At 59.3% G+C, this 20,400-nt stretch carries 14 protein-coding genes; all 14 read right to left on the reverse strand.

Annotated features, from left to right (window positions below; genetic code table 11):
- Window positions 1-131: 131 nt before the first annotated feature.
- Window positions 132-875 (reverse strand): SDR family NAD(P)-dependent oxidoreductase, encoded by a 744-nt coding sequence (locus J4E42_RS25655; RefSeq protein WP_008032084.1) that lies wholly within the window; start codon window positions 873-875, stop codon window positions 132-134.
- Between the two features lie 117 nt (window positions 876-992).
- Window positions 993-1,517 (reverse strand): nitrous oxide reductase accessory protein NosL, encoded by a 525-nt coding sequence (locus J4E42_RS25660; RefSeq protein ID WP_008037451.1) that lies wholly within the window; start codon window positions 1,515-1,517, stop codon window positions 993-995.
- Between the two features lie 32 nt (window positions 1,518-1,549).
- On the reverse strand, window positions 1,550-2,380 hold the full coding sequence (locus J4E42_RS25665) for an ABC transporter permease (protein WP_008037452.1): 831 nt from the start codon (window positions 2,378-2,380) through the stop codon (window positions 1,550-1,552).
- On the reverse strand, window positions 2,377-3,300 hold the full coding sequence (locus J4E42_RS25670; protein WP_008037453.1) for an ABC transporter ATP-binding protein: 924 nt from the start codon (window positions 3,298-3,300) through the stop codon (window positions 2,377-2,379). Before J4E42_RS25670 ends, J4E42_RS25665 begins: the two co-directional genes overlap by 4 nt.
- On the reverse strand, window positions 3,297-4,586 hold the full coding sequence (locus tag J4E42_RS25675; RefSeq protein ID WP_192226440.1) for a nitrous oxide reductase family maturation protein NosD: 1,290 nt from the start codon (window positions 4,584-4,586) through the stop codon (window positions 3,297-3,299). Before J4E42_RS25675 ends, J4E42_RS25670 begins: the two co-directional genes overlap by 4 nt.
- Before the next feature lie 27 nt (window positions 4,587-4,613).
- Window positions 4,614-6,533, reverse strand: a complete 1,920-nt coding sequence (gene nosZ, locus J4E42_RS25680; RefSeq protein WP_008037454.1) for a TAT-dependent nitrous-oxide reductase — start codon at window positions 6,531-6,533, stop codon at window positions 4,614-4,616.
- A 161-nt stretch (window positions 6,534-6,694) separates the two neighbouring features.
- Window positions 6,695-8,875 (reverse strand): transcriptional regulator NosR, encoded by a 2,181-nt coding sequence (gene nosR / locus J4E42_RS25685; RefSeq protein WP_207286464.1) that lies wholly within the window; start codon window positions 8,873-8,875, stop codon window positions 6,695-6,697.
- A gap of 109 nt (window positions 8,876-8,984) precedes the next feature.
- On the reverse strand, window positions 8,985-10,373 hold the full coding sequence (gene hemN / locus J4E42_RS25690) for an oxygen-independent coproporphyrinogen III oxidase (protein ID WP_207286465.1): 1,389 nt from the start codon (window positions 10,371-10,373) through the stop codon (window positions 8,985-8,987).
- 22 nt (window positions 10,374-10,395) lie between these two features.
- Entirely contained in the window at window positions 10,396-11,742 is a 1,347-nt protein-coding gene (locus J4E42_RS25695; RefSeq protein WP_207286466.1) for a coproporphyrinogen III oxidase, read from the reverse strand.
- Window positions 11,743-11,851: 109 nt separating this feature from the next.
- Window positions 11,852-12,295: a CopD family copper resistance protein gene (locus J4E42_RS25700; protein WP_008032069.1), complete on the reverse strand. Its 444-nt coding sequence runs from the start codon at window positions 12,293-12,295 to the stop codon at window positions 11,852-11,854.
- Between the two features lie 204 nt (window positions 12,296-12,499).
- A complete protein-coding gene (locus J4E42_RS25705) occupies window positions 12,500-14,500 on the reverse strand; it encodes a U32 family peptidase (RefSeq protein ID WP_032832365.1) in 2,001 nt (666 codons plus the stop codon).
- Between the two features lie 202 nt (window positions 14,501-14,702).
- Complete coding sequence (locus J4E42_RS25710; protein WP_207286467.1) at window positions 14,703-15,329, reverse strand: DUF1353 domain-containing protein; 627 nt, start codon at window positions 15,327-15,329, stop codon at window positions 14,703-14,705.
- Between the two features lie 528 nt (window positions 15,330-15,857).
- Window positions 15,858-17,243, reverse strand: a complete 1,386-nt coding sequence (locus J4E42_RS25715; protein WP_207286468.1) for an efflux transporter outer membrane subunit — start codon at window positions 17,241-17,243, stop codon at window positions 15,858-15,860.
- Window positions 17,240-20,398, reverse strand: coding sequence for an efflux RND transporter permease subunit (locus J4E42_RS25720; protein WP_008037469.1), 3,159 nt, complete (start codon window positions 20,396-20,398; stop codon window positions 17,240-17,242). The genes J4E42_RS25715 and J4E42_RS25720 overlap by 4 nt, the downstream gene beginning before the upstream one ends.
- Between the last annotated feature and the right edge of the window lie 2 nt (window positions 20,399-20,400).

Below are 20,400 nucleotides of genomic sequence, written 5' to 3' on the forward strand. Positions count from 1 at the left end.
TAGCGAGGCACCGTACGTCAGGGGCAAAGCCTTTTGCTTACTTTTCGGCGTTTGGAAAAGTGAGTCGCTGTAAGAGCGAAACCATAAGCCGCCGTTACCGCAGAAATGGATATGTACCCCGATCCCCCCCGTCAGCCCAACGTATAACCGTTATCAACCTTCCAGTCCTGTCCATAAACCCCCCGCGCCCCCTGGGACAGCTGAAAAATAATCACGTTGGCCACCGCAGACGCATCAAGAAAATGCCCCGGCAAAAGACGCTTGCCAAGCGTATCGGCAACATCATCAAGCTCACCATCACTCAAGCCCAGGTTGTCCCACATCGAGGTCGCGGTCGGCCCCGGCGAAACCAGGTTGATGCGCACATCGTAACGGGCAAACTCCACCGCCAGCGTGCGCGCCTGGGCCGCCAATGCCGCCTTACTGGCAATGCAAGCCGCCAGGCCGGGAAAACTCGACCCCGTCAGGAAGCTGCCGACAAACACCACCGACGCCGGGTTCGCCAACTCACCGCGCAACGCCGCCAGGGTATTCAACGCACCCGCACCGTTAACCGCCCATTGCCGCTGAAAGGCCGGCATATCCAGGCTATCGGCCATTTCGGCAATGCCGGCGTTGGGCACCAGATAATCCACCCGCCCCAACGTCGCCGCCCGCCGGGCCAACCCTTGCAGATCGTCCTCGCAGGTAACGTCCCCGGCACACCATTGCAGCCGTTCACCATAGATCTGCTGCAAGGCCGGCAAGTCACCGACGGTGCGCGACATCGCCAACACCCTGACCCCACGCGGCAAAAGCGCCGCGCACAAGGCCAGGCCAATCCCGGAACTGGCGCCGGTGATCACGGCCAAACGATCCTGAAACTCGGTTTGCATCATGTTCTCCTGGGCATCGTCGATGCCAAGCACTGGGGACCTGGCGGGCCCCTATCTTTGAACAGATGCAAAAATACCGACTTGACGGCGATCAGATTTTCTCAATGGATCGACCGCTCAATGAGTCGAGTGCGACATGGCCGGTTGCTGCAGCACCGACTGATCGATCTCGCTGAACCGCAGCACGCGACCGCCCTGCTCCGTGGCCAGTTTTTCAGCAGCCTGCTGGCTGGAGAACGACGCCAACACCACACCCATCGCCCCCTTGAGCCGGGTGCCGACCACGTAATACGCATCTTTGGCATCGATCAGTTGGGTGTCATCCGGCGAATTCCAAGGGCTGTGCTCCATGTCGTGGACATACAGCCTGGCATCGCCATGATGGTTTTCCGGTTGCAACCACCAACCGATCATTTCCGCCGTGGAGCAGAATTTCTTGATGCCGCTGTGCTCGACCACTTCACCCTTGGGGCCGGGGAAGCCATCGATGATCATGCCGCAGACATGGCACTCATCACTGGGATGAAAGGCGCTGGGGGCATCGCTGTAGCTGGCTTGCACGGGTTTGTCACACGCCGTCAGCAGCACACAGACCATCAGGCCAGCCAGGTTGCGCAGCGTCTTCCAATCAAGCGTTCTCATCGTCAGGTGCTCCAAAAAACCAAAGTAAGAATTCAAGTCGCCCGTCGACGGAACAGCAGCCAGGCCGTACCCAACGGCGCCGCCACCCACAACAGCAGGCAGAGCCAGAGCATCGAGCCCGGCACAGGCAAATCGCTGCCCAGGGTCAGCACACCAGCGGTACTGGCGACGGCGTCAAAGCCGGAAAGATTGATCAAGCGATAAAGGTCGGCGGGATTGAACAGCAGCAACCAGGGCAGCACTTTGGGGTTGAAGTGCCCTTCGCTGAGCACCAGCAGGGCGAGCAGCGCCAGGTCGAACACCAGCACGAAAAAGAACCACACGCCCAGCGCCAAACCGGCGGCCGTGGATTTCTCGGCTGCCACGCTGCTCAGCACATAAGCCAGCCCCAGGAAGCCCCAGCCCAGTAGCGTCGACGACACAATGAATCGTCCGAAGGCCCAGAGCAGCAGGTTCAGTTCGACGTCGTCCACCAGCACGGCGATCGCGAGCATCGCGCAGCCGAAACCGATCAGCGTCGCCAGCGCCAGGATCAACCCGTGGCCAATGAACTTGCCGAGCAGGATGTGCCCGCGCCCCAGCGGATAGGTCAACAACAGCAGCAAGGTGCCGCTTTCGTCCTCGCCGACAATGGCGTCATACGCCAGCATCAAGGCGATCAGCGGCATCAGGAACGTCGCCAGGCTGGCCAGGCTGGCGATGGTCGCGGGCACCGAGGTAAAGCCCAACTGACCGGACGCCGCCGCTCCCAACCAGGCAATACCAGTGGCCAGCACCGCGAACAACAGGCTGATCGCCAACAACCAGCGGTTGCGCAAACCGTCATTGAATTCCTTGCGGGCCATGTTCCAGATCGGGTTCATAGAATCTCTCCACTGTGGGTCGCAGCGGCCCGTCCCATGTAATAGCGGTAGAGGTCTTCCAGGGACGGCGGAGTGATTTCCACGTCAGCCGGCTCATCCTCATTGAGCAACTGGCGCAACAGGCCCAGTTTGCTGCCATTGAGGGCAGCCACTTCGAGGCCCTCCACGCCCCAACGTTGAGTGACGTGCCCTGCGATGTTCCACGAGGCCTGCAAGGGGCCGGCATGCTTGAGCCCGTTGGCGCGAATCAGCGTCGGCAACCCGGCTTCCTCGCGCAGGCTGCGCAGACTGCCGAGGGCCAGCAGACGCCCCTGGGTCAGGATCGCCGCTCGATTGATATGCGCCTCGACCCCCGGCAAAACGTGGGAACAGAGAATGACGCTGGTGCCTTGGCTGCGCAGACGGTCGAGCAACCGATACAGGTCTTGAGTGGCGATGGGATCGAGGCCGACGGTCGGCTCGTCGAGCAGCAACAGGCGCGGTTCGCCGAGCAACGCTTGCGCCAGCCCGAGGCGCTGGCGCATGCCTTTGGAGTAGGTCTTGACCCGTCGATGCGCCGCCCCTGCCAGGCCAACTTCCTCCAGCAGCCCATCCACCTGAGCGAACGCGGCGCCTTTGAGTCGCGCGAAATGACGCAAGGTTTCCAGGCCGCTCATCTGCGGATAAAACGTCACGTTCTCCGGCAAATAGCCGAGCAGGCGCCGGACATTCGGATCACTGGGCAAGCGGCCAAACACCCTGACCTGCCCTTCGCTGGCCTGCAGCAAACCGAGCACCAGTTTCATACTGGTGGTCTTGCCCGCGCCGTTGTGCCCGAACAAACCCAGCACTTCGCCTTCGGCCAGGCTCAGGCTCAACTGATGCAACACCGTGGTGTGCCCATAACGCTGGCTGACGCCTTCCAGATCGACGACATTCATGTGACGGGCTCCTTGGTCAGGGTGTGCGTGGTGGATTTCATCAACGGATGGCTGTCGAGTACGCCCGGCGATTTCATCACCGGAAACGCCCGTTGCACCCAACGCAGCAGTTCAATCCCGGGGCTGTTCATCAACAGCCGCACCTGCGGGTACAGCCACAGCAGGCGGTCGACGTTGTCGTTGGGTTCGTAGGCGATATCGCCCAGGCCATCGTTGTTGCGGTCCCAGCCCAGATAGTCGCTCCAGTAATTGCCCCGGCCATCCGCCGACCATTCCTGCAAGCGGGTGGCGACGTATTTGACCTGGCGCTGGTTGCCGACAAACGCGTTGTCGGCGATGCGGTTGTCTTCGGAGCCGGCGGTGAGGTGAATACCCACGGCGCTGTGCTCGAAGTGGTTGTGTTCGATGCGGTTGAACAGCGAGTTGTAGATGAACAGCGCCTTGCCCTCGGCGCCGCTGATCATGCTGTCGCCGGTCGAGCCGTCGCGCACGTCGGTGACGAAGTTGTCGCGCAAGGTCGAATAGGTGATGTAGTTCATCAGGATGCCGTAGTTCTGATCCTGTTCGGAGCGGTTGCCGATCACCGTGAGCTTGCGGCTTTGCATCAGGGCGTAGCCGGTACGGGTGCGGCGGGTGGTGTTGCCGATCAGCTGGTTGTCGTTGGCGAACATGTAATGCACGCCGTAACGCAGGTCTTCCAGGGTATTGCCTTGCAGCAGATTGCCGTTGGAGGTGTCGATGTAGATACCATCGCGGGTGTCGCGCACCTGGTTGCCGATGACCCTGGCGCCATGCACGGCATACAGGTGAATGCCGTTGCCGCGATCCTGTGAACGCATCGCCGGATCACCCTGGATGCGGTTATCGATCAGGCTCGCATCCTGAGTCCCATCGACCCAGATCCCGAAACCCTGGCCTTGCAGGCGATTGCCTTTGATCACCGCGCCACGGGCCTTGGGCTGGAGGAACACCGCCGCATTCATGGCCGTGAGGTCGTGCCCCCAGTCCAGAAAAGTGCAGCCCTCGATCCCGACGTCCGGTGCGCTGACAATCACCCCGTTGCCCTGCCCTTGCGCCTGAAAAACCGCGCCGGGCTCGCACACAATCTGCATCGGTTGATCGACGCTGAACGAGCCACGGTATTCGCCCGCCGGCACGTGCCAGCGTTGCTCGGCGTCAAGGCGCAACGGAAGCGTAGTAATGGGTTGCACCGCCAGCACGCTGCAGGGCATCAGCAGGAGCGCAAGCGCGATCACCTTGATCGGGTTTCCCTTGATGTCGGTCATCGGTCCGCTCCTGTCGATGCTCAACCGTCAGGCCCGCTCGACCTTCATGCGGCCGACCATTTCCATGTGCAGCGCATGGCAGAACCAGCTGCAGTAATACCAATGCAGGCCGGCCTTGTCGGCGGTGAAGGTGATGGACGAGGTTTGCTGCGGGCTGATCTCCATGCTCGCGCCGTGGTTGGTCATGACGAAACCGTGGGACACGTCTTCGATCTGGTCGATGTTGGTGATGGTCACGGTCACTTCGTTGCCCTGCTTGACGGTGAACTCGGTCAAGCCATACGCCGGCGCCATGGAGGTCATGTAGACCCGCACATGATTGCCGTCGCGGATCACCTTGTTGTCGGTCTCCAGGTTGATGCCATCCTTCTTGGCCAGCTCCACGGTGGCGGCGAAGAACGGGTCGTTACGGTTCCAGATTTTTTGCGTCTTGATCTGATCCCGCCGCGCGAGGATGCAATCGTGCGGTTCGGCAAACGCCGGGCCGTCGTGCACCAGTTTCATTTCTTCGCCGGAAATATCGATCAACTGGTCGTTTTCCGGGTGCAGCGGCCCGGTCGGCAGGAAGCGGTCCTTGGAGAATTTGCACAACACCACCAGCCACTTGCCGTCCGCCTCACTGGTTTCGGTCAGCGACGCGTGGTTGTGGCCGGGCTGGTAATGCACGTCGAGTTTTTGCTTGATGTAATTGACCTTCTCGCCCTTGTAGGCACGTACCGCGTCCGCCATGTTCCACTTCACCACCTGACTGTCGATGAACAGCGTGGTGTAGGCGTTACCGCGACCGTCGAAGGTAGTGTGCAACGGGCCCAGGCCCAATTCCGGCTCGGCGGCGATGACTTCGCGCGGGTCCTTGAATTTATCGGCGAACAGGTCGTCCAGACGGTCGATGGCGATCATCGATACGGTCGGCGACAGCTTGCCGTTGGCAATGAAGTACTTGCCATCGGATGAGGTGTTGAGGCCGTGGGGGTTCTTCGGCACCGGGATGTAACGGGTGAATTCGGAGTCCTTGCCATCGGTTTTACGACCGTCGACCACCGGCACTTTCGAGTTTTCCAGGGTGATGAACTTGCCGGCCTTGATCGCGGCTTCGATGCGCGGAATGTTGAACACCACGACCCAGTCGCGCTCGTTGCGCATCATGCCGCCGAGGTCGTAGGCCTTCTCCGAGTTGTAGCAGGTGGACGCGGCGTACTTGCCGGTGTAGTCCATGTCGGCGTTGTCCAGATTGCCGTCGACGATCACCTGAAACGCCATTTCCATTTTTTCGGCATCGACGGCGTTGAACATGGTGAAGCTGTTCTTGTCTTGCAGGTCGAAGGTGTGGCCGTCATTGGGGTGCGGAATGACGAACTCGGCGTTGGCGAACACGTACTTGGTGTACGGCACTTTTTGCAGGCGCAGGCCGTGAATGGCTTGCACGTTCGGCACCGTGAGCATCTTGTCGCACTTCATGATGTCCAGGCGGATGCGCGCAATACGGGAGTTGGCCTTGTCGTTGATGAACAGGTACTTACCGTCGTACTTGCCGTCCGTCATGGAGATGTGCGGGTGATGGCAATCGCCGTTCTGGAACTTCGCGCTGTCGCCCATGATGCGCTTGCTTTCGTTGGTCAGGCCCCAACCGGTGGCCGAGTCGACGTTGAACACCGGAATACGCATCAACTCACGCATCGACGGCACGCCCAGCACCCGCACTTCGCCCTGATGACCGCCGCTCCAGAAGCCGTAGTATTCGTCCAGCTCGCCGGGGCCGACATGGGTTTTCGCCTGCGCATCCTTGACCGCAGCCGCCCATGACTCGCGGCTGAACACCGCCCCGCCCAATGTCGTGGCCCCTGCCAGCACCGCCCCGGTGACGGCGCTGCTACCGAGAAAACCGCGACGGCTGAGTCCGGTGTGCTCTTCTTCCTGCACCGGTTTTGTGGATTCTGTGTCAGTCATGCTGCGTACTCCTTGAAGGGATAAAAACTGTGTGCGGGTAGAACTCGGTCAACTGTAGGAGCGAGCCTGCTCGCGATGGACTCAAGAGCGCCGCGTTGAGCCAGTCATTACGCGTCAACGTTAGCGACCATCGCGAGCAGGCTCACTCCTACAAGGGCGCGTCATTCAGGGGCGGTCACTTCCACGACAGGTATCAGTTGCGCCGCCACAGGAGCCGGTTTGCCGCGCTTCTTGCGCTTGTTGATCAGCGGCGGGCATTTGTGTTCGTTGTGGTAAGTCATCTGGCAATCGAGGCAGTAGTGGCACTCGTTGGCATTGATCCGCCCATCCGGGTGAATCGCCTGGATCTCGCATTCTTTGGCGCACAACTGGCAGGGGTTGCCGCATTCCTTGCGGCGCTTGAGCCAGTCGAACAGGCGCAGCTTGGTCGGGATCGCCAACGCGGCACCCAACGGGCAGATGTAGCGGCAATAGACTTTGCGCGTGAAGATGTTGATGACCAGCAGCGCCACCGCGTAGAGGACAAACCACCATTGGCGGTCGAACCTGAGGGTGATGGCGGTCTTGAACGGTTCCACTTCGGCGAACAGTTCGGCGGTGGACATGGATTCCAGGGAGATACCGAACAGCAGCAGCAAAATGATGTACTTGATCGCCCACAACCGCTCATGCACCGCGAAGGGCAATTCGTACTGGGGAATTTTCAGCTTGCGCGCGGCTTCGTTGATCAGTTCTTGCAAGGCACCGAACGGGCACAACCAGCCGCAGAACACCCCACGCCCCCACAACAGAATGCTCGCGGCGGTGAACACCCACAGCATGAAAATCAGCGGATCGGTGAGAAACAGCTCCCAGCGAAAGTGCTCGAACAACGCATGGACAAAGGTCAGGACATTGACCACCGAGAGCTGCCCCAGCGCATACCAGCCGAGGAACACCACGGTGAAGATCAGGTAACCGCGACGCAGCCAGTGCAGGAAATGCGGGCGGCGGGTGAACTTGTCCTGCAGGAACAGGATCGCGGTCAGCAGCAACAATGCGGTGGCGAGTACACCGACCTGGAAGTATTTCTGATACCAGATCGTCAACCACATCGGCCGGTTGGCTTCCTCGATGGCAGCCAGTTCTTCGGCACTCGGTGCGGGGCGCTCAAGGTATTGCTCGGGCAATTGATAAGACAGTTCGAAGCTGCTGAACATGCCGCTGACCGGACCGGTCTGACGCCGTACCAGCAACTCCAGGGACCAGGGCGATCCCGGATCGAAACCCGCCTGCTTGCGCACAATGAACACCGACATCTCATTGAACTCGGGCATGCCCTTGGCGAACACGTCAGAGAGGCGCTGATGGTCCATGTCGCGAAAGCTGATGACATTGCCGAACTGGCGCAATTGCACCCGGTCGAAAATCCCGCCGCGCACGTAACCCGAGCCTTTATACGAATACAAGCCGCGTCCCAATACAGCAATGGCTTGCTCGCCGGGCTTGAGCTCTTGCATGAGGACACGGTATTGAATGTCACCCAGCAGCGCGCGGCCGATGGTCGGCGGGTTCAGGTCGGCGGTGTACAGCTCGATAAAGGTGTCATCGACCTGGTCAGGCGCGGCCGTGTCGACGCCTTCGGCCTCGGTGCCTTTGAAGGCGGCATCGACCTGTCCACGGGTCAGGTTCAAGCGGCGGATGGCGCCGTTTCCGCTCAGTTGCTCCCAGGTGGCGGGCTCGAAAAAGTCCTGGCGCACGGTGGCGGGCTTGCTCGCCACTGCCCCCTTGTCCTCGATCAGCTTGAGCGATACGGCCACTTCATGGGCGGCCCGCATGATGACTTCATTGACCACCATGGCGGTGACGGTTGCGCCGGCGATGGCATCCACGGTGACCGCACTCGGGTCACTGGAGTGGCCGACAACCACTCGCTGGCTGACCTTGATCCCTGTGTAGCGGGCACTGAAACCGTGGAGTTTTTCTTCGGGGATACCGATCAGCAGAATCGGCTCATGGTGTTCCAGGACGTAGGCATCCTGAATCACACCGGCGGTGTCGAGGATCACCTGGGTATTGATCGGCTTGCCCGAGTAGGCCGGAATGTCCACCACGTCCAGGCTCTGGAAGACATAACCAATGACCTTGCCGGCCGCTGATATCGTCCGCACCTTGAACGGGCCTTCCGCTGCGGAAACCGAATCGGTTTGCGGGAAGACCTTCTCGATGCGCTGCTGCTCGATGTCGCCGTATGACTTGGCCTGAACCACCGCGAACATCGCGAGTATCAGCAAGACCGTCACCACCAGACCAACGCTCCAGATGCGCAGGTTGCCAGGTATCGAAGGCGAAGAGATTGTCATGAGCGGGCTGATTTCAAAGGGTCTGCGGTCATGTTAGGGAGCATTGCGCCCCCGTCCCTTGATTGAAATCAACTTGCCGACAATCCCCGTTCCAGAGCGCCAAAATGTCTCAAACAGTGCGTGAAAACTGGCCTTTTTGCTGATCGCCCAAGTAGGCATCAAACGCCATCGCGGCGCTGCGCATCATCAGATGCCCTTGCGGCAACAGCACCAGCTCGTCACGGTGAATCTGCAAGAGCCCGTCGCGAACGTGCTCGCCAAGTTGGGCCAATGACTCGGCGAAATACTCGGTGAAGCAGATCACGTGACGCGCTTCGAACTTGGCGAAATCGATCCGGCCATGGCACATCAGGTCGCTGATCACTTCGCGGCGCAACAGGTCGTCAGCGCTCAGGCGATAACCCCGATGCACCGGCAGCAGACCTTGATCGATGCGTGCGTAGTACTGCGAAAGCTCCTTGACGCTCTGGCTGTAGCTGTCGCCGACCTTGCCGATCGAAGACACCCCGAGGCCGATCAAGTCGCAGTCGGCATGGGTCGAGTACCCCTGGAAATTGCGTTGCAGCGTGCCATGGGCGCGGGCCAGCGCCAGCTCGTCATCCGGCAAGGCGAAATGGTCCATGCCGATGTAGACATAACCGGCCTCGGTCAAACGGCGGATGGTCAGTTCGAGCAACTCCAGCTTGCGCTCCGGCGGTGGCATGTCCTCTGGGCGTATCAGCCGTTGCGCGCGCACCAGCTCCGGCAGATGCGCATAGCTATAGGCAGCAATCCGGTCCGGGCGCAGGGCAATGATCTTGGCGAGGGTGACGTCGAAACTCTGCACCGTTTGCAGGGGCAGGCCGTAAATCAGATCGACGCTGATCGACTTGAATTGCGCCTCGCGCGCCGCCGCGACCAGCGCATAAATCTGCGCTTCACTTTGTTGGCGATTGACCGCCGCCTGGACGTCGGGATCGAAGTCCTGCACACCAAAGCTCAGGCGATTGAAGCCCAATTGGCGTAGCGAATGGATCTGTTCGCTGCTGATGGTGCGCGGGTCGACCTCGATGGAAAACTCATGGTTGTCGCTGTCGTCCATGTCGAATGCCTGGTGCAGGCAATCCATCAGGTCGGCCAGTTGTTCTTGGGTCAAATACGTCGGTGTGCCCCCGCCCAGATGCAGCTGCGTAAGCTTGCGCGTGCTATCGAACAAAGCGGCCTGCATGGCGATTTCACGCTTGAGGTAGGTCAGGTATTCGACGGCCCGATGGGTTTTTTGGGTAATGATTTTGTTGCAGGCGCAGTAGTAACAAAGGCTTTTGCAAAACGGAATGTGGATGTACACCGACAACGGTTTCGGCACAGCGGCCTGGTTGCTGTCGTGGGCGGCACGCTGATAGTCGTCAACGGCAAACGCCTGATGAAACTGCGGCGCCGTCGGGTAAGAGGTGTAGCGCGGCCCGGGCCGGTCATATTTTTCGACCAGGGCACGATTGAAATCGAATGAAGGCTTCATGATCAATCAACTCGCAGGTGGGTTAATGTTTTGCACTGTCCACCTCCTTTTCAAACAGGCTGCAGATAGCATCCACCTCCTGCCGGCCGGCGGGAAGGATGCTGATGAAACGCTCTGACAATTCAATCAAACCGTCACGACTCAATTGCTCCAGCAACGGCCAGACGGATGAGAAATACATGGGGAACACCAGCCCATAGCGCCGCTCGATGGCACGGATATCCAGCTCCTGATCACACGCCAGTCGCTCCATGACCATTTGCCTGATCTGCTCCCCCGCCTCGAAACGCCAGCCACGCGCTGTCGGCAGCTGGTCGCTGTCCAGCTGACGCTGATAGCGCTCAATGGCGTCGGTATTTTGCGTGTACAAATCGTCGATCCGGCTGATGGCGCCCACACCGAACCCGATGTGGTCGCAATAGCCGTGACGGGTGAAACCGTCGCAGGTGCGGCTCAAGCGGCCTCGCTCCTGAGCGATCGCCAGGTCATCATCGGGCCGGACAAACTGCCCCATGCCGATGTAGTGATACCCCGCTGCCAGCAATTGCTCGAAGCAGATCTGACGCATCGCGCCTTTGTCGTCCTGGCTGCACAACGCCCTGGCCTTGTCACCGAGCACAGGCCGATAGCGGCGAGGCGGCCGTGCGTAGTCGAACACCATCAGGCGGTCGGGCTCCAGCTCGATAATCGTCGTCAGCTTCAGCGCAAAACTGTCCGGCGTTTGCCAGGCATGGCCAAAACCCAGATCGACATTGATGGAGCGATAACCAAACGTACGCGCGGCATCGATGAGCGAATGGATCGGCGCCGGATTCTGGTAGCAAGCCACGGACATCTCGCACTCGGTGTCGATGTCCGGAACACCAATGCTGACGTGATTGAATCCCTGGTCACGCAGCACGCCCATGGTCGACCAATCGGTGTGATGCAAATCCACTTCAACGCTGTAGTCGCCAGACTCATGCGCCAGAAAGTTGAACCGGCGACGCAAATGCCCCATCAGTCGCTGAATATGGGCGATGGTGGGCGTTCCACCGCCCAGGTGAAATTGCTCGACCCGTTGCTCTGGATGGGTGTGGCAACCGACCAGGTCGATCTCGTGCTCCAGACGCCGCAGGTACTGCTCGATGGCGCCCTGCTCGCCGCAGGCATCAGCAAGGGTGCAAAAGGATGGCTTGAGGCTGGAAGGCAGGCGCAAGTTCAGGGAGAGCGGCCGGCGTTTCTGGCGGCTGACGCGCAAGGCACGAAGCAAATCCAGAGAGCCGATGCCGTTGTGAAACTTTTGCGTATCGGCATGGCAGTTGGGGTCGAGTACGCCCTGATCGCACCGAGCGACAAGCTCGCCAGGGTTGTGAAAGAAATCGAGCATGACGGGTCTCCCAGACTGGCTGCAGATCTTCAGTGTCCGGGATCGGCAAGCATCGCTCCTTGATTTGTATCAAGCCGCCAGCCAAGTGCTTGCAGAGGCCGACCATCGGTCACCACGTCAGGTAAAACATGCCCTTGGCCAGCAAGACGATGGCGACCATATGGCAGAACAGGCTGCCGTGGATGAATTGCAGGTAACGAGCGTTCATGCGCCCGCTTTTGAACAGAATCATGGCCACCAGAAAATGCAGGAGCACGCTCACGGCAACGACGATTTTCACCATCAGCAACGTGCCGAACGAGGACGCCAGCGGCGTGGCAAGAGCGGGCAAGTAGCGCTGCCAGACCATGCCGATCCCCGCGCCGAACAACACCAGCAACACCCACGGCATCAGCGTCCGTGCTCGACGACCGATCCCCTGCTCGACCAGCATCATCACCCTGTCGGGCAATTGCTTGCGGATGCTTTCCAGAAACAGGACTTCGAAGAACACCGTGCCGATGAAGATCAGCGCGGCGAACAGGTGCAATGTCAAAAAAACGGGATAGACCATGAGAGGGATGGCTCTGATGACTCAGCGAGAAGAACATCAATCCCATTGTGTCGCCAGTGCCGGTGAACTTCGGCCCAATGGGAACTCGCGCGTTCATCCGCAAGGGCGCGCGAGTGTTGCTTCACAGAATACAGAGCTGCCCGCCCCACCCGTTTGACACCGATCAAGAAACGTCCCTGTCCCTGATGCGGGTTAGCCCACCTTTCAGTGGGGCGCGCGAGGAATCGTCTTGAGCAGATCTTCAGGGCTGATGTAACCGACCACCGGCTCCGCGACGCTGCCCGGTAGCGGCAGGTCAAGGATGTGGCCCTTGATCTTGCCGATCACGTGCATTTCGCAAGGTTTGCAGTCGAACTTCAACGTCAGCACCTCGTCACCGTGCACCAGCTGCATCGGCGCAACCTTGGTGCGGACGCCGGTGACGCCTTTGGCCTGTTTGGGGCAAAGGTTGAAGGAGAAGCGCAAGCAGTGCTTGGTGATCATCACCGGCACTTCTCCGGTTTCCTCGTGGGCCTCGAAGGCTGCATCGATCAGCTTGACGCCGTGACGGTGATAGAAGTCGCGAGCCTTTTGGTTGTAGACGTTGGCCAGGAACGACAGGTGCGATTCCGGGTACACCGGCGGCGGGTTTGTCTCGGCCTTGCGACCACCCCGTGGGTGGGCCAGCAGACGGGCCGCGGTCAGCGCTTCGATCACTTCCCGACGCAGCGCTTTGAGCTGCGAGTTGGGGATGAAGAACGCCTGGGTTGCTTCCAGCTTGATGCCGGTGGCGTGGTAGTCGGTGGTGCCCAGTTGACCGAGCAGATCACGCAGTTGGTCCAGGGCCTGCTCCGGCTTGTTGGCCAGACCGAACGGGCCGTCCAGGGACACGCTGGCACTGACGCCCTCCTCGCTGGTGGCGGTCAGTTGCAGGCGCTGCTCGTCCAGCTGTGCGACCCAGGCCAGACCGATACGACGTTCAGCGGAAGTCTTCTGCAAGGCTTGCTGCCAGTTATGGTCCAGGTTGCGGCTCAGTGGATGGTTGGGCCGCAGCTTGTACATCCCGTCCGGCATCTCGTTGGGCTCGACACGGTAGCGATAGCGCTTCTCGCCCTCTTCGAGGAACTCACCCTTGGGCTCGGCGATGTTGGCGCGAAAGCCCACCACTTCGCGCTTGATCTGCACGTTGAGACCGTCGCCGTTGGACAGCGGCTCAGAGGTCACCACCTGCAAGTCACGCTTGCCCACCTTCTCCACCACGCCCACTGGCAGGCCAGTGAAAGTCGGTGAATCGAAGGCACCGATGTCGACCTTGCGGTCGGTGACAAAGTAGTCGGTGCTGCCACGGTGGAAGGTCTTGTCCGGGTCGGGCACGAAGAAATGCGCAGTGCGGCCACTGGACGCGCGGGCCAGGTCCGGACGATCTTCAAGAACGTCGTCCAGGCGCTGGCGGTAGTAGGCCGTGATGTTCTTCACGTAGCCCATGTCCTTGTAACGCCCTTCGATCTTGAATGAGCGAACACCGGCTTCCACCAACGCGCGAATGTTGGCGCTCTGGTTGTTGTCCTTCATCGACAGCAGGTGTTTTTCGTAGGCGACGACGCGGCCCTGGTCGTCCTTGAGGGTGTACGGCAAACGACAGGCCTGTGAACAGTCGCCACGGTTGGCGCTGCGACCGTTCTGTGCGTGAGAGATGTTGCACTGGCCGGAGAACGCCACACACAACGCGCCATGGATGAAGAATTCGATGGCCGCATCGGTCTCGTCGGCGATGGCGCGAATCTCTTGCAGATTCAGCTCGCGGGCCAGTACCAGTTGGGAGAAGCCCGCCTGGTCCAGAAACTTCGCCCGTGCCAGGGTGCGGATGTCGGTCTGGGTGCTGGCGTGCAGCTCGATGGGCGGGATATCCAGCTCCATCACGCCAAGGTCCTGAACGATCAACGCATCAACGCCGGCATCGTAGAGCTGATGGATCAGCTTGCGCGCTGGCTCCAGCTCATTGTCATGCAGGATCGTGTTGATCGTCGTGAACACCCGGGCGTGGTAGCGCCGGGCGAACTCCACCAGTCCGGCGATCTCACTCACTTCGTTACAGGCATTGTGGCGGGCGCCGAAGCTCGGGCCACCGATATAAATGGCGTCGGCACCATGCAGGATCGCCTCGCGAGCGATGCTCACGTCACGGGCAGGGCTGAGCAGTTCCAGGTGATGTTTGGGCAAGGACATATTTTTTATCTGGTTTGTCACGGTCGAGGCACGCATTGTAGCGGGCAAATGTTTGACCGGCATCCGTGGGCTTCTTGGTCAGGGTTGATATCACCTGCCTGTAACAAGCCGAAAGGCGCTTCTGGGCCGCAAAAACGACAGCATCACCCGTCACGACTCCGGCGTTGACCTCGGGCAGCTGAGTGGAACTGCGCGTCAGCCACTATTTGAATTTTATTGTCATCAGCAACTCCCCGGGAGGCGTTTGTTCAGGAATGCCCTGCAGGTTGAAAGCTACGGGTTCGTTACATATACCCTTCTCCCAGAGCCGTTTCGCTATGGGCGAACTGACGGCTGCAACCACCGACTCAAAAACAAAGTAATTTCGAATCTCAGGACTTACCTCCATCACCGCCTTCAAACCCTCTGCCAGGACGATGTGCGTATTTTTGAACGAGTAATCCTTGTACCCGGGGTAACCACACTCATGAGCCACGAAAAGCCAATCGTGAATGATATAAGCGGGGGCGTACCCCCAAGGGGAATAACCATTGACGCCCCATAAAAATCGAGGAATTGACCCCCCATCGGTATACATGGGGCCAGGGCGAATTACTTCACCATTAGAACGTGTAAATCGAAACGGATCATCCTTGCTTGGAACAAACAGAAAATAGTCATTCTTGATCCAGCGCACATCCAAGGCGCCTTCAAACCTTCCCTCATCGGTTTCGCGATACGATATCGGAGCGCAGGCTTGCAGCGTGAGAACAAGAAACACAAGAATTAGAAAGCGCATATTAAGCCTTCCTTGAAAGACGAAAAATTTGCCATTAAAGATGGCAAACATCGCACTTCCACGTTACCTCGCCTCTTCAGTATTCTTCTGGGCCACCTGCTGCCCCCGACTTTTCTCCAGCTTTTCCATCAACATCAAATTATCTGGCACTAACGACGGGACTAACAACAACCTACCAATATCAACCAACTCTAAAACGTGATTTTGATCGTGTCGTGAGTTGCTTTCGGGAGCTGAGAAAAAGCTTCACTTGCGAGCAAGGGATTCTCCAGGTCGGAACCGAGGACCTCCAGAAACCTCGATCAAATCAAAGTCCGCCCCAGCACTCTCCATGCCTCTATCTCCCTTGATTCGCTTCCCGGCTCGGGCGGTAGATCGATTTGCATGCCTTGGTAATCCGCCGTTTTGTGATTCGGAGGGAGGCTACCTGACGTTAGCCAATGGCCATCACTCTGTCCAATTCCCGCCCCCTCTGCTTTGGCGCTGCGCAGACGAATACTTAGGCGCTACTGTGTTGTGGGGCGTAAAAGTAGGGAGAATCCATTTCATGGCCAAAAAGGAGGATCCGTGGTCGTCATGTCAGCCCTGCCACCCTCCTCCCAGCGCTTTGTACAAATCGATAGTTGCCGCTCGTTCGGCCAACTGATCACTGATCAACGCTTGTTGTGCAGCGAACAGCGTCCGTTGCGCGTCCAAAAGAGTCAAAGAGCTGTCGATACCTGTCAGGTAGCGACTTTCCGCCAGCCGATAGTATTTGGCACTCGCGCTGACCAGCCCTTGTTGCGCCTCAATCTGCTGTCCAAAGGTCTGCGTTGCAGCCAGTCCATCACTGACTTCCCTGAAGGCTGACTGAATCGCCTTTTCATAACGCGCCACTTGTATGTCTTTCTCGACTTGAGTGACGTCCAGGCTGGCTTGCAAGCGGCCCGCATTGAAGATTGGCAGACTGATCCGGGGGAAAAAGCTCCAGACACCCGAGCCTCCATTGAAGAGCCCTGACAGTTCTTCGCTCGAGGTGCCAGCATCCGCCGTCAGGCTGATTCGGGGAAAGAACGCAGCCCGGGCTGCGCCGATATCCGCATTGGCAGCCTTGAGCAATAACTCTGCTTCCACTATGTCGGGCCGACGGTTGAGCAGATCCGACGGCAATCCCACTGGCACCTCAGGTAAAGATTGTCGCTCCCAATCACCGCTCGACAGATCGGTGGGGAGTTCACCTCCAATCAACAACACCAACTGGTTTCGGTCGTCGGCAACCTGCCGACGATACCGGGCCATCGAGCCTCGAGCGCCTTGCACCAGGGTTTGTGCCTGGCTCAACGCCAAATCTGAAACGGTACCTACTTCAGCGCTGCGACGTGTCAGCTGGTAGCTGTTTTCATAGGTGTCGAGGGTATCGCTGGTCAGTCGCTCCAGTGCTTGATCGGCCTGCAGAGTGAGCCAGGCATTTGCAACGCTTGCCACCAGCCCGATACGGGCTGAACGCTGTGCTTGTTCACTGGCCAGGTAACGCTGCAATGCTGCTTGATCGAGGCTGCGCACACGGCCGAACAAATCCACCTCATAACTCACGTTCAGCCCGACAGAGTACTGACTCTCGATCGTGGCTTTATCACCGGATGCCAGATCTGCCGGAACTCGCTGACGACTACCACTGCCCACCGTCGAGACGTCCGGCAACAGATCCGCGCGGCGAATGCGATAGCGCGCCTGATAGGCCTCGACGTTCAACGTGGCAATCCTGATATCCCGATTGTTGGCCAGTGCGGTCTCGATCAATCGATGCAAGGCCGGATCGGAAAAGAACTCGCGCCAATCGAGCGCTGCGGCACTCTCATCACGTGACACTGGCGCCAAGGGGTAAGTCGCCGCCACCGGTGCCTGAGGTTGCTGGTACTCCGGGATCAGAGAGCAACCACAGAACAACAACGAACTCAGGACCAGAAAACTGAATGGTTTGATCATGACATGACCTCTTCGTGAGCGACTGCGGCCAGAGCGACGGACGATCGACGTGCGAACAGTGACGACACCGACACATAAAAGAGTGGAACCCAGAAGATGGCCAGGACGGTGGCGGTCAGCATGCCGCCGATCACACCGGTGCCAATGGCATGCTGACTGCCAGAACCTGCACCGGTGGAGATAGCCAACGGCACAACCCCGAGGATGAACGCAAGCGAGGTCATGACAATGGGACGCAAACGAAGCCGCGCCGCCTCAATCGCCGCTTCGGCATAGCCCATGCCCTGCTCATGCAGTTCCTTGGCGAACTCCACGATCAGGATGGCGTTCTTCGCCGCCAGCCCGACTGTCGTCAGCAGGCCTACCTGAAAGAACACGTCGTTGGACAGGCCGCGCAAGGTGGTGGCAAGCAATGCCCCCACAACACCCAGCGGTACCACCAGCATCACGGCCAAGGGTATGGACCAGCTTTCGTAAAGGGCCGCGAGACAGAGGAACACCACAAGCAGCGAAAGCGCATACATGACAGGTGCTTGAGACCCGGAAAGCTTTTCTTCATACGACAAGCCCGTCCACGCCAGCGCGACACCAGGCGGCAACTGAGCAGCGATGGCCTGTGCTTCAGCCATGGCATCACCCGTGCTGTAACCCGGTGCCGGGCCACCCAGTATTTCCTCTGCCGGCACACCGTTGTAGCGCGCCAGTTTGGGAGAACCGAAGACCCACTCGCCGGAGGCAAAAGCGGAGAACGGCACCATCTTCCCGGCGGCGTTACGTACGTACCATTTGTCCAGATCTTCAGGGGACATGCGCGCGCTGGCCTGGCCCTGTACAAACACTTTTTTGACTCGGCCACGGTCAATGAAATCATTGACGTAGTTGCCGCCGAAGGCCACAGAGAGCGTGGTGTTGATGTCTGTTTGTGAAACGCCCTGCGCCCTCGCCCGCCGGTCATCGATCTTCAACCGATACTGGGGCTCATCGCTCAGGCCGTTGAGTCGAACCGCTGTCAGCACTTTGCTTTCGGAGGCCAGACGCAGGAACTGATTGCGCGCCTGCCCCAGGACTTCGTGACCGACGCCGGCCTGATCCTGAAGGAATAAATCAAAGCCCGAAGCGTTGCCCAACTCACGCACTGCTGGAGGCACCACGGCGAATACCATTGCATCGCGCATGCCTCTGTATTTCGCTTGAGCGCGCTTGGCCAACGCGAGCGCCGCATCTTCAGGACCGCGCTTTTCCCACGGCTTGAGCAGAACAAACGCCATGCCCGAGCTTTGCCCACGCCCCGCGAAGTTGAATCCATTCACGGTAAACACGGCGTCTACAGCGTTAGCCTCTCCCCCCTGCTCAGGAGTGGCGAGCAAATACTGACGCACACTGTCGAGCACCTTTTGCGTGCGCTCAGCACTGGACCCGGCGGGGGTCTGCACTTGGGTAAAGATCACGCCTTGATCTTCATCGGGCAGAAACGCAGTGGGGATGCGGCTGAACAGCAAGACCATGCCAACGACGATCAACAGGTAGGCCAGGAATGCCGGCGCCTTGTGCCGCAACATCCCGGCGACACCACGCTCGTAGCGTTGCACGCCGCGATCAAACCCGCGATTGAAAGCACGGAAGAAGCCGAGACGTGCGAGCCCATGCGTCGGGTCATGGGGCTTGAGCATCGTGGCGCACAAGGCAGGCGTGAACACCAGCGCGGTGAGCACCGACAGGGCCATCGCCGACACGATGGTGAGGGAAAACTGACGGTAGATGACGCCGGTTGACCCGTCGAAAAATGCCATCGGCAACAGCACCGCCGACAACACCATGGCAATGCCCACGAGCGCGCCCTGGATTTGTTTCATCGAGCGAATCGTGGCTTCTTTCGCCGACAACCGCTCCTCACGCATGACACGCTCGACGTTCTCGACCACGACGATGGCGTCATCCACCAGCAGGCCGATGGCCAACACCATGCCGAACATCGACAAGGTGTTGATGGTGAAACCGGCGACCGCGAGAACACCGAACGTACCCAGCAGGACGACAGGAACGGTCAGCGTGGTGATGATGGTCGCGCGCAGGTTCTGCAGAAACAGCAGCATCACGAGGAACACCAACACGATCGCCTCACCCAGGGTATGGAACACACCATGGATCGAGTCGCGCACCACTGGCGTGGTGTCGTAGGGGTAGACCACTTTCATACCGCGAGGGAAAAACGGTTGCAGTTGGTTGAGGGTGTCGTGGATCGCCTTGGTGGTGTCCAGCGCGTTAGCCCCGGGGGCAAGCTTGATGGCGATGCCGGACGCCGGCATACCATTGAACTGGGCGTTGACGCTGTAGGTTTCACCGCCCAATGCGACATCGGCCACATCGGCCAGACGCACTTCGGAGCCGTCAGGATTGACCTTGAGCTGGATGTCCTTGAATTCTTCTGCTGACTGCAAGCGGGTTTTGCCAATGATGGTGGCGTTGAGCTGTTGGCCCGGCAGTGCAGGCAGGCCGCCAATCTGGCCGGAAGACACTTGCACGTTTTGGGCTTGAATCGCACTTTTCACATCGACGGGCGTCAGGCCGAAACTGACCAGCTTCGAAGGATCAAGCCAGATCCGCATGGAGTACTGCGCGCCGAACACCTGGAAGTCACCGACGCCGGAAGTGCGCGACAGCGGATCCTGCATGTTGGATACCACGTAGTTGGCCAGGTCCTCGCGGGACATGCTGCCGTCTTCGGAAACGACGCCAATCACAATCAGGAAGTTCTTGACCGCTTTTGTCACCCGGATCCCCTGCTGCTGCACTTCCTGCGGAAGCAAGGGCGTGGCCAGGTTGAGTTTGTTTTGCACCTGAACCTGAGCGATGTCGGGGTTCGTCCCTTGGTTGAACGTAACCGTGATCGCCATGGTGCCATCGGAGTTGCTTTCCGAACTGACGTAGCGAAGGTTATCGATGCCGTTGAGCTGTTGCTCGATGACCTGGACCACGGTGTCTTGCACAGTCTGGGCCGATGCCCCTGGGTAGGTCACCTGAATCGAAATCGCTGGCGGAGCGATGTCAGGGTATTGGTTGACGGGCAGCTTGAGGATCGCCAGCCCGCCGGCCAGCATGACGATCAATGCGAGTACCCAGGCAAAAATGGGCCGATCGATAAAGAACCTGGACATGT

This window comes from Pseudomonas sp. FW300-N2A2, from assembly GCF_017351735.1.
Classification (GTDB): domain Bacteria; phylum Pseudomonadota; class Gammaproteobacteria; order Pseudomonadales; family Pseudomonadaceae; genus Aquipseudomonas; species Aquipseudomonas migulae.

Coding starts and splice junctions, on each gene's coding strand:
- J4E42_RS25720 (WP_008037469.1), bottom strand. CDS start 20,398: ATGTCCAGGTTCTTTATCGATCGGCCCATTTTTGCCTGGGTACTCGCA.
- J4E42_RS25715 (WP_207286468.1), bottom strand. CDS start 17,243: ATGATCAAACCATTCAGTTTTCTGGTCCTGAGTTCGTTGTTGTTCTGT.
- J4E42_RS25695 (WP_207286466.1), bottom strand. CDS start 11,742: ATGCTCGATTTCTTTCACAACCCTGGCGAGCTTGTCGCTCGGTGCGAT.
- J4E42_RS25710 (WP_207286467.1), bottom strand. CDS start 15,329: ATGTTTGCCATCTTTAATGGCAAATTTTTCGTCTTTCAAGGAAGGCTT.
- hemN (WP_207286465.1), bottom strand. CDS start 10,373: ATGAAGCCTTCATTCGATTTCAATCGTGCCCTGGTCGAAAAATATGAC.
- nosZ (WP_008037454.1), bottom strand. CDS start 6,533: ATGACTGACACAGAATCCACAAAACCGGTGCAGGAAGAAGAGCACACC.
- J4E42_RS25660 (WP_008037451.1), bottom strand. CDS start 1,517: ATGAGAACGCTTGATTGGAAGACGCTGCGCAACCTGGCTGGCCTGATG.
- J4E42_RS25705 (WP_032832365.1), bottom strand. CDS start 14,500: ATGTCCTTGCCCAAACATCACCTGGAACTGCTCAGCCCTGCCCGTGAC.
- J4E42_RS25670 (WP_008037453.1), bottom strand. CDS start 3,300: ATGAATGTCGTCGATCTGGAAGGCGTCAGCCAGCGTTATGGGCACACC.
- J4E42_RS25665 (WP_008037452.1), bottom strand. CDS start 2,380: ATGAACCCGATCTGGAACATGGCCCGCAAGGAATTCAATGACGGTTTG.
- nosR (WP_207286464.1), bottom strand. CDS start 8,875: ATGACAATCTCTTCGCCTTCGATACCTGGCAACCTGCGCATCTGGAGC.
- J4E42_RS25700 (WP_008032069.1), bottom strand. CDS start 12,295: ATGGTCTATCCCGTTTTTTTGACATTGCACCTGTTCGCCGCGCTGATC.
- J4E42_RS25655 (WP_008032084.1), bottom strand. CDS start 875: ATGCAAACCGAGTTTCAGGATCGTTTGGCCGTGATCACCGGCGCCAGT.
- J4E42_RS25675 (WP_192226440.1), bottom strand. CDS start 4,586: ATGACCGACATCAAGGGAAACCCGATCAAGGTGATCGCGCTTGCGCTC.